This is a genomic window from Micromonospora sp. D75 (assembly GCF_018070405.1).
GTDB lineage: Bacteria > Actinomycetota > Actinomycetes > Mycobacteriales > Micromonosporaceae > Micromonospora > Micromonospora chalcea.
On record NZ_JAGPXV010000192.1, the window covers coordinates 1 to 9,221 of the forward strand.

General features: G+C 73.8%; 9 protein-coding genes, 1 pseudogene and 1 riboswitch. Of the genes and pseudogenes, 5 read left to right on the plus strand and 5 right to left on the minus strand.

The window, feature by feature from the left end; translation table 11 throughout:
• Positions 1–192: 192 nt before the first annotated feature.
• Positions 193–852 carry a carbonic anhydrase gene (locus tag KBX39_RS14065; protein WP_043327072.1) on the plus strand — a complete coding sequence of 220 codons (660 nt, stop codon included), beginning with the start codon at positions 193–195 and terminating at the stop codon, positions 850–852.
• Between the two features lie 61 nt (positions 853–913).
• Here KBX39_RS14065 and KBX39_RS14070 read toward each other — a convergent pair whose 3' ends face one another.
• The 4 genes from KBX39_RS14070 to KBX39_RS14085 form a co-directional block, all read right to left on the minus strand.
• A complete protein-coding gene (locus KBX39_RS14070; RefSeq protein WP_043327069.1) occupies positions 914–1,939 on the minus strand; it encodes a hypothetical protein in 1,026 nt (341 codons plus the stop codon).
• Positions 1,940–1,942: 3 nt separating this feature from the next.
• A riboswitch (cyclic di-AMP (ydaO/yuaA leader) is annotated at positions 1,943–2,074 on the minus strand.
• Between the two features lie 154 nt (positions 2,075–2,228).
• Positions 2,229–3,512, minus strand: a complete 1,284-nt coding sequence (locus tag KBX39_RS14075; protein ID WP_113972138.1) for a YibE/F family protein — start codon at positions 3,510–3,512, stop codon at positions 2,229–2,231.
• 164 nt (positions 3,513–3,676) lie between these two features.
• The gene (locus KBX39_RS14080) at positions 3,677–3,886 is read right to left on the minus strand and encodes an SHOCT domain-containing protein (protein ID WP_043327065.1); all 210 of its coding nucleotides are present in this window, start codon (positions 3,884–3,886) and stop codon (positions 3,677–3,679) included.
• Between the two features lie 125 nt (positions 3,887–4,011).
• Positions 4,012–4,311 (minus strand): metal-sensitive transcriptional regulator, encoded by a 300-nt coding sequence (locus tag KBX39_RS14085; RefSeq protein ID WP_013283780.1) that lies wholly within the window; start codon positions 4,309–4,311, stop codon positions 4,012–4,014.
• 80 nt (positions 4,312–4,391) lie between these two features.
• Here KBX39_RS14085 and KBX39_RS14090 point away from each other — a divergent pair, with 80 nt between their 5' ends.
• From KBX39_RS14090 to KBX39_RS14105, 4 genes and pseudogenes are all read left to right on the plus strand, one after another.
• A complete protein-coding gene (locus tag KBX39_RS14090; RefSeq protein ID WP_043330704.1) occupies positions 4,392–4,598 on the plus strand; it encodes a heavy-metal-associated domain-containing protein in 207 nt (68 codons plus the stop codon).
• 35 nt (positions 4,599–4,633) lie between these two features.
• Complete coding sequence (locus KBX39_RS14095) at positions 4,634–5,590, plus strand: hypothetical protein (RefSeq protein ID WP_210870955.1); 957 nt, start codon at positions 4,634–4,636, stop codon at positions 5,588–5,590.
• 17 nt (positions 5,591–5,607) lie between these two features.
• Positions 5,608–7,840: pseudogene (locus tag KBX39_RS14100) on the plus strand (heavy metal translocating P-type ATPase).
• 67 nt (positions 7,841–7,907) lie between these two features.
• Positions 7,908–8,081, plus strand: coding sequence for a CsbD family protein (locus KBX39_RS14105; RefSeq protein ID WP_043330702.1), 174 nt, complete (start codon positions 7,908–7,910; stop codon positions 8,079–8,081).
• A 64-nt stretch (positions 8,082–8,145) separates the two neighbouring features.
• Here KBX39_RS14105 and KBX39_RS14110 read toward each other — a convergent pair.
• Positions 8,146–9,221 (minus strand): RNA polymerase sigma factor (locus KBX39_RS14110; protein ID WP_210870957.1); only part of this gene is annotated, 1,076 nt, incomplete at its 5' end.

A 9,221-nucleotide genomic window follows, 5' to 3' on the forward strand; every position in this document is an offset into this window, starting at 1 on the left:
GTCCTCACCTGGTGTCGTCGCCATGGTGGCCATGCTCTGGCCATCGACGCTGCCGACCCGAATCGGACGCGGGCCGGCACGGGAAAGTATGAAATGCGTATCACGAATCTTGACGTGCCCCTGACGCCGTGTGACCGTGAAGTCGCGAGGCCGTCCGGCCTGGTCGTTCCGCAGGTAGACGAGGTGAGGCAGATGACGCCGAGAAGCCCGGAGCAGGCGCTCGCCGAGCTGCGTGCCGGCAACCACCGGTTCGTCACCGGTGTGCCGCAGCATCCGAATCAGGACGCCGGGCACCGGGCGGCGGTGGCCGACGGCCAGCACCCCTTCGCGGTGATCGTCGGCTGCTCCGACTCGCGGCTCGCCGCGGAGATCATCTTCGATCGGGGTCTCGGTGACCTCTTCGTGGTGCGTACCGCCGGGCACACCGCCGGGCCCGAGGTGCTCGGCAGCGTCGAGTACGCGGTCACCGTGCTCGGCACGCCGCTCGTGGTGGTGCTCGGGCACGACTCCTGCGGCGCGGTCCAGGCCGCCCGGGAGGGGGTCCGGACCGGCGCCGCTCCGGCCGGGCACCTGGGAGCGGTGGTGGACGCGGTCTCGCCCAGCCTGCTGCGCGCCGCCCGGCAGGGCATCGACGACCTCGACGGCATCATCGACGTCCACATCGCGCAGACCGTGGAGACGCTGCTGGCCCGGTCCTCCGTGCTGGCCGAGCGGGTCGCGGCGGGCCGGTGCACGGTGGCGGGGATGTCGTACCGGCTCTCCGGCGGCGAGGTGCGGACAGTGGCGCAGGTCCCGGCGTCACTGCCCGCTCCCTCGTCGCCGGCGGACGCGGACGCGGCGCTGGCCGGCTGACCGGAGCGCCGGACGACGAAGGGGCCGCCCACGGGGGCGGCCCCTTCTTGCTGCGTCCAGGTCAGAGCATCGACATGTGGACGTGGTCGGTGTGGTTCGACGGCCCGCTGTACGACCTCCAGCCGGTGGCCGGGAACCAGATCTGCCGGTTCCAGATCACGTAGTAGATGCCCAGCCGGTCGGCGTTGCGGATGAGGAAGGCGGCCACGTCGTTGCCGTACTTGCGGGTGTCGTTGTTGTGCCAGGGTGAGAAGCCGCTGTTCTGCAGCGACCAGTCGCACGCCTTGCCCTTGGGGTGCTCCCACGGCCCGCCCGGCCGGTAACAGCCCACGAAGCGCGTGTAGCCGGCGCGCCGGACCTCCTTGTAGGCGTGCAGCGTCCGCGGCGTGATGCAGCCCGAGGTGGTCGGGTCGTTCTCGCTGCACGACTCGGCCTTCCAGCCGCCGTCGGCGGTGCGGCCGGGGCCGATCTTGGCGACCGGTGAGGTGGCGTCGACCAGGCCGCCGGTGAAGCCGAGGCCGCCGACGAGCTTGAGGGCGCGTTCGGCCTGCACCTTCTCGCGCTCCATCGCGTTCTTCTGCTTCTCCTGCTCGCGCACCTCGGCGTCGAGCGCGATCTTGGCCGTCTCGGCGCGGTTCTTGACCGCGTTGATGGCGGCCAGGCGCTGCGCGTTGAGGAGGTTCAGCTCGTCCAGGGCGTTGACGCGGCGGACGAACGAGTCGGGCGAGTTGCTCTCCAGCAGCATCGCCATCGCGCCCATCCGGCCGGTCCGGTAGGACTGGGCGGCGAGCTGGTTGACCTGCGGGCTGAGCGCCTCGAGTTCGGCCTGTGCCGCCTGTACCTCGGCGGCCAGCCGCCGCTGGCGGTCCTGCGACTTGGCCAGCTTCGCCTTCGCCTGGAGGAAGTTCCGGTTGGCGCTGTCGATCGCCTCGGTGATGAGCGGTGGTTCGCCGTCCTCCTCGTGCCCGGACGGCTTCGGGGCCGCCGCGGCGGGGGCCGCCGTCGCCGAGTTCGGCCCGGCCAGCACTGCCAGCGAGGCCAGCACGGCCACCAGGGGTGTCAGCCAGCGGCGCAGGGGTGGCGTCACAGTGTTCCCTTCCGTCGGCCGCCGACCGGGTTAGCTGACGGGTTCGGGACGGAAGTGGCCCCTACCGCTCGCGCGGATTCACCCCATGTACCTGGTTCCCCGGCTCGCCCGCAGGCGATTGGGCGGCGGCACCGCTGGCGCCGGTGCGCGCCTTCGGCGGTGACCGGCAGCGAGGTTACCCGACAGCACTCCTGCGGATCTACGTCCGGAAGCCGACCAATAGCGAGATTTCGCCGTGGCGCACCGTGACCAGCGTCGCGTTTGAAATCGATGGTCACCGTGCGGAGTGTCACCATGTCGCCTCCGTACTCTTTCCGCCGCCGAGCGCCTCCAGCGCGTCGTCGCGTCCGGCCGGCGGACGGGGCGGCGGGGGTACGGGCGACGCCGGCTCCGGACCGGGCGCGCGCCGTCCGGCGGTGGTCACGATCGCGGCCAGTGCGGTCGTCAGCGGTACGGCGGCGATCAGGCCGAGCGTGGCCACCGCGCTGCGGACGATCTCCTGGGCGAGGAACTCGCTGGTGAGGATCTGGCTCACCGGGCGGGAGTCGGCGACCAGCAGGAGCAGCAGCGGCAGCGACGCGCCCGCGTACGCCAGCACGATGGTGTTGACGGTGGACGCGATGTGGGCCCGGCCGACGCGGGTCGCCGCCCGGTAGAGCTGCCGCCGGGACAGCCCCGGGTTGGCGTGCGCGAGTTCGGTGACGGTGGCCGCCTGGGTGACGGTGACGTCGTCCAGCACGCCCAGCGAGCCGATGATGATGCCCGCCAGCAGCAGTCCGTGCAGGTCCACGTCGCCCTGGAACATGGACAGCGTGGTGGCGTCCTCGCTGCCGAAGCCGGTCAGGTGGGTGGCGGACGTGGCGAGCAGGCCGAGCACGCCGGTGATCACCAGGCTGCCGAGCGTGCCGAGCACCGCCACCGACGTCTGCGCGGTGATCCCGTGCGTCAGGTAGAGCACCACGAACATGATCAACGCGGCGCCCACGATCGCCACCAGCAGCGGCGGCTGGCCGCCACCGATGCCGGGCAGCACGAAGCCGAGCAGGATGGCGAAGCTGGCCGCCAGGCCGCCGAGCGCGGCGAGCCCGCGCCAGCGGCCGAACGCCACGATCGCGGCGGCGAAGAGCACCAGCAGCCAGATCAGCGGTGTGCCGCGCTGGTGCTCGGCGATGTTGTAGGACTTCACCGAAGGATCGGCCGGGTCGATCAGCTCGACCAGGACGATCTTGTCGCCGACCTCGACCCGGGGCGCGCCCGGTCCGGCCGGGAGCGGCGTCTCGACCTGCCGTCCCGCGTCCGGGCCCTGCTCGGCGGCGACGGTCGCGGTGCCGCAGGGGCCGCCTGCGCCCTCCGGGGCCTCCGGCGTCGGCGGGCAGGGTTCGGTGACCACCCGGGTCACGGTGCCGTGGTAGCGGGGGACGTCCGCGCCGCCGACCGGCTCCCGGTCCTGCCGGGGCCAGAGCACCAGCGCGGCGATCACGGTGAGCGCGAACAGCGGCACCACCACGGCGACGAGCAGCCGCCGTACGCCCGGTGGCGTGGGCGGTGCGGGGCGGGTGTGGTCGGCACCCAAGGCGTCTCTCCCAACGGTCGCGGCGACGCCTGGTCCGCCGGACCGGTCTGGTCACCGGGCCGGCGCGGACGTGTCGACCACGTCCGGGTCGTCGCCCCGACATGGTAGGCAGCCCGGCTGGGTGCTCCCGGACACCGTGACCGGTGACGCGCGCCCCGCGCGGGTCAGGCCAGTCCGGCCCGGCGTCGCCGGTACTCGTCCTCGTCGATCTCGCCGCGGGCGTACCGCTCGTCGAGGATGCGCCGGGCCGCCGTCGGCCCGGACCGCTGCGGGCCGGTCCACCGCACGGCCAGCCAGAGGAGCCCTGCCAGCACCGCCAGCACCGCCAGGGACCAGATCCACATCCAGCCCATCATCGGGCTCTGCCACATCATCGGGCCGCCCTCCGTCCGTCACCGCGGGTCCGCCGGGGCCGGCCTGCCCGCCACTTCGACGGTACGGCCGCACGGGCGCGTCGGCGCGGGTCGATGTGCCCTGCTCGGAGGGGCGGAGGTCCCGTTCAGCCGCGCTTCATCAGGCGGCCGACGGCGGCCATCATCTCGGTCGCCATCTCGTCGGCCCGGCCCTCGGCGGCGCCCTCGTGCATGCAGTGCCGCGCGTGCCCGTCGAGCAGGCCGAGGCCGACCTTGTCCAGCGCCGCCTGGATGGCCGAGATCTGGGTCAGCACGTCGATGCAGTAACGGTCGTCCTCGACCATCTTCTCGATGCCACGGACCTGACCCTCGATCCGGCGGAGCCGGGCGAGGAGCTGGTCCTTGCTGGCGGTGTAGCCCCGGGTCGGGCTGGACGGAGCGGTCATGAGTACGAGGATAGCGTACCCCTCGGGGGTATGCTAACGTTCCGGCTGTACCCCCAGGGGGTATGAGATCGGAGGGCGACATGGAGAGCACCTACCAGGTGAGCGGCATGACCTGCGGCCACTGCGTCAACTCGGTGAGCACCGAGCTGAGCGCGCTTCCGGGCGTCACCGGCGTCCAGGTCGACCTGGCCACCGGCCGGGTCACCGTCACCAGTCAAAACCCGCTGGACACGGACACCGTCCGCGCGGCGGTCGACGAGGCCGGCTACGACCTCGTCGGTGCGTGACGGGTCCACGGGACCCGCAGAACCGAGGAGAAACCATGAACACGGCGACGAAGCTCAGCGGCTTCGCGCTCGGCCTCGTGGCGGTCTTCGGCGCGGCGTACGGGATCGGCAACCTGGCCGATCCCGTCGCCCCGGCCGCCGAGACCCGCCACGACGACAGCGGCAGCGACCACGGGACCGGCGACACCGGTCACGGTGACGAGAACGGCGCCGACGCGCACCTGCCCGGCGGGCTGCTCGTCTCCGAAGACGGCTACACGCTCCAGCCCGCCACCGCGCCGGCCGGGCAGTTCGCCTTCCGGATCACCGGCCCGGACGGCACGCCGGTCACCCGCTTCGAGGTGGCCCACGACAAGCGCATGCATTTGATCGTCGCGCGCCGGGACCTGTCCGGCTTCCGGCACGTCCACCCGGAGATGGCCGGCGACGGCACCTGGCGGGTCGCCTCCCCGCTCGACGGCCCCGGGGTGTGGCGGGCGTTCGCCGACTTCACGCCCGAAGGCGGCGAGCCGCTGACCCTCGGCCTGGACGTCACGGTCCCCGGCGAGCTGGCCGCCCGGCCGCTGCCGGCGCCGGTGACCAGCACCACCGTCGACGGCTACACAGTCACGCTGACCGGCACGCCGGAGCCGGGCCGGACCAGTCGGCTCACGCTCTCCGTCAGCCGCGACGGGAGACCGGTCACCGACCTTCAGCCCTACCTCGGCGCGTACGGGCACCTGGTGGCGCTGCGGCAGGGCGACCTGGCGTACCTGCACGTGCACCCGGAGGGCACACCCGGCGACGGGCGCACCCCCGCCGGTCCGGCGATCACGTTCGCCGCCGAGGTGCCCTCGGCCGGGGCGTACCGTCTCTACCTGGACTTCCGGCACGGCGACGCGGTGCACACCGCCGAATTCACCGTGCTGGCCGGCGACCGGACCGCGCCGGTATCCACCACCGCACCGACCCCGGACGCCGGACACGGCACGCCGGGGCACGGGCACAGTTGAGCGCCGGAGGTGCCGCGATGACTGCCACAGGAAAGACGCTGCCCACCGCGCCGAACCTGATCGAACTGGCGATCGGCGGGATGACCTGCGCGTCCTGTGCCGCCCGGATCGAGAAGAAGCTCAACCGGATGGACGGCGTCGAGGCGACAGTGAACTACGCCACCGAGAAGGCCACCGTCCGGTACGCCGACGACATCGCGCCGGCCGACCTGATCGCCACCGTCGAGAAGACCGGTTACACCGCCGTGGTGCCGCCCCCGCCCGAGCAGGCGGCCGCAGCGGCCGGGGAGCCGGCGGACGAGCTGCGCGTCGCGCGTACCCGGCTCTGGGTCTCCGCCGTGCTCACGCTGCCGGTGATCGTGCTCGCCATGGTCCCGGCCTGGCAGTTCGACTACTGGCAGTGGGCCTCGCTCACGCTGGCCGCCCCCGTGGTGGTCTGGGGCGGGCTGCCGTTCCACCGCGCCGCGCTGGTCAACCTGCGGCACGGCGCGGCGACCATGGACACGCTCGTCTCGCTGGGCACGCTCGCCGCGTTCGGCTGGTCGCTCTGGGCGCTTTTCCTCGGCGACGCCGGCATGCCCGGGATGAAGCACCCGTTCAGCCTCGACATCACCCGGGGCGACGGCGCCGGCAACATCTACCTGGAGGCCGCCGCCGGGGTGACGGTGTTCATCCTGGCCGGGCGGTACTTCGAGGCCCGCTCCAAGCGCACCGCCGGGGCGGCGCTGCGCGCCCTGCTCGAACTCGGGGCCAAGGACGTCGCGGTGCTGCGCGGCGGCCAGGAGGTCCGGGTCCCGGTCGACCGGCTCGCGGTCGGCGACCGGTTCGTGGTCCGGCCCGGCGAGAAGATCGCCACCGACGGCGTGGTCGAGGAGGGCACCTCGGCCGTCGACGCCAGCATGCTCACCGGCGAGTCGGTGCCGGTCGAGGTGGGGACGGGCGACACCGTGACCGGCGCGACTGTGAACGCCGGTGGCCGGCTGGTCGTCCGGGCCACCCGGGTCGGCGGCGACACCCAGCTCGCCCAGATGGCGCGGCTGGTGGAGCAGGCGCAGACCGGCAAGGCGGCGGTGCAGCGGCTCGCCGACCGGATCTCCGGCGTCTTCGTGCCGATCGTGATCGCGCTGGCCGCCGGCACGCTCGGCTGGTGGCTCGGCACCGGTTCCGGTACGACCGCCGCGTTCACCGCCGCGGTGGCCGTGCTGATCATCGCCTGCCCGTGCGCGCTCGGCCTGGCCACGCCGACCGCGCTGCTCGTCGGCACCGGACGCGGCGCGCAGCTCGGGGTGCTGATCAAGGGGCCGGAGATGCTGGAGTCCACCCGCCGGGTCGACACCGTGGTGCTGGACAAGACCGGCACCGTCACCACCGGCCGGATGGCGCTGGCCGAGGTGCTGCCCGCCGACGGCGAGGACGCCGACGAACTGCTCCGGGTGGCCGGCGCGCTGGAGGCCGCCTCCGAGCACCCGATCGCGCGGGCCGTCGCCGAGGCCGCGGCCGAAGCCGGACCGCTGCCGCCGGTCGGCGGGTTCGCCAACGCCGAAGGGCTGGGCGTGACCGGCACCGTGGACGGCCGGACCGTGGTGGTCGGCCGGGCACGGCTGCTGCGCGAGCGGGGTCTCGACGTACCCGAGGAGATCGCGCGGGCCGCGACCGGCGCGGAGGCCGCCGGCCGGACGGCGATCCTGGCCGGCTGGGACGGGCGGGCCCGGGGCGGTGAAGCCGACCAGCCGGACGGCCGTCGCGCGGCTGCGCGAACTGGGGCTCACCCCGGTGCTGCTCACCGGCGACAACGCCACGGTGGCGAAGGCGGTGGCCGCCGAGGTCGGCATCGACGAGGTGATCGCGGAGGTGCTGCCCGCCGAGAAGGTCGCGGTGGTCGAGCGGCTGCAGGGCGAGGGCCGGGTGGTCGCGATGGTCGGCGACGGGGTCAACGACGCCGCCGCGCTGGCCCGGGCCGACCTCGGGCTGGCCATGGGCACCGGCACCGACGCGGCCATCGAGGCCGCCGACCTGACGCTGGTCCGGGGTGACCTGACCGCCGCCGCGGACGCCATCCGGCTCTCCCGGCGCACGCTGGCGATCATCAAGGGAAACCTGTTCTGGGCGTTCGCCTACAACGTCGCGGCGTTGCCGCTGGCGGCCGCCGGGCTGCTCAACCCGATGCTCGCCGGGGCGGCGATGGCCTTCTCGTCGGTCTTCGTGGTGGGCAACAGCCTGCGGCTGCGGCGCTTCCGCCCGATCGGGTGAGGGGATTGGGCGGGCGGTCGACGGGGTAACCAGTTGTCGTCAGGCAATCGCATCAGTGGAGGTCATCATGGGTCTCGACGACAAGATCGACAACACGTCGCAGGACGTCTCCGGCAAGGTCAAGGAGGGCGTCGGCCGCGCCACGGACAACGAGCGCCTGGAGGCCGAGGGCCGCAACGACCAGGCCGGCGCCAAGCTCAAGCAGGCCGCCGAGAAGATCAAGGACGCCTTCAAGAGCTGACGTACGCGACGCACACCCACCGGGTCGGCCCACGGGCCGGCCCGGCGTGCTGTCCGGGCGCGGATCAGCGCGGCCCGTCACCGGCCAGGCGGGCGGCGCGGGCCTGCAGGTACCGCCGTTCCGGCAGGCTCGTGGTGGCCCGGGCGGCGGCCAGGTACGCGGCCCGCGCGTCCGCCCGGTCCCCGGCCAGGTCGAGCAGATGCGCGCGGACAGCGGTGAGCCGGTGGTGGCCGGCGGTCCGGCCGTCGGCGTCGAGCGGCTCCAGCAGCGCGAGCCCGGCGCGCGGGCCGTCCACCATGGCCACCGCGACCGCCTGGTTCAGCGTGACCATCGGGTTCGGCGCGAGGTGGGCCAGCACCCGGTAGAGCGAGACGATCTGCGGCCAGTCGGTGGTCCCGGCGGTGGGCGCCTCCGCGTGCACCGCCGCGATGGCCGCCTGCACCTGGTACGGGCCCGGCGACGACCAGGTCAGCGCCTCGGTCACCAGCGCCACCCCCTCCTCGATCGCAGCCCGGTCCCACCGGCCGCGGTCCTGCTCGGCCAGCGGCACCAGCTCGCCGTCCGGCCCGGTACGCGCCGCCCGGTGCGCGTCGGTGAGCAGCATCAGCGCCAGCAGCCCGGCCACCTCGCCGTCGTCCGGGAGCAGCCGGCGCAGCTCCCGGGCCAGCCGGATCGCCTCGGCGGTCAGCTCCGCCCGGTGCAGCGCCTCGCCGCTCGACGCCGCGTACCCCTCGTTGAAGACCAGGTAGAGCACGCGCAGCACCGCGCCCAGCCGCTCGTCCCGGTCGGCCGGCGAGGGCAGCGTGAAACGCGCGCCGGCCGCCTCGATCCGCTGCTTCGCGCGCCGGATCCGCTGGCTCATGGTCGCCTCCGGCACCAGGTACGCGCGGGCGATCTCGGCGGTGCTCAGCCCGCCCACCGCACGCAGCGTGAGCGCCACCTGCGCGCTGACCGGCAGCGCCGGATGACAGCAGAGGAACAGCAGCTTCAGCGTGTCGTCCCCGCCGGGCGGCTCCTCGTCGGCGGGCGGCGCGACAGTCGCGTACGCGGGCTGCCGGACCGCCACCGCGACCTCGCGTGCCCGGCGGGCGTGCTCACCGCGCCACTCGTCGGTGAGCCGGCGGGTGGCGACGGTGACCA

Excerpts from the sequence above, each read along its gene's own strand:
- KBX39_RS14105 (WP_043330702.1), top strand. The coding sequence starts at position 7,908 with ATGGGTCTCGACGACAAGATCGACAACACGTCGCAGGACGTCTCCGGC.
- KBX39_RS14080 (WP_043327065.1), bottom strand. The coding sequence starts at position 3,886 with ATGATGTGGCAGAGCCCGATGATGGGCTGGATGTGGATCTGGTCCCTG.
- KBX39_RS14090 (WP_043330704.1), top strand. The coding sequence starts at position 4,392 with ATGGAGAGCACCTACCAGGTGAGCGGCATGACCTGCGGCCACTGCGTC.
- KBX39_RS14095 (WP_210870955.1), top strand. The coding sequence starts at position 4,634 with ATGAACACGGCGACGAAGCTCAGCGGCTTCGCGCTCGGCCTCGTGGCG.
- KBX39_RS14085 (WP_013283780.1), bottom strand. The coding sequence starts at position 4,311 with ATGACCGCTCCGTCCAGCCCGACCCGGGGCTACACCGCCAGCAAGGAC.
- KBX39_RS14065 (WP_043327072.1), top strand. The coding sequence starts at position 193 with ATGACGCCGAGAAGCCCGGAGCAGGCGCTCGCCGAGCTGCGTGCCGGC.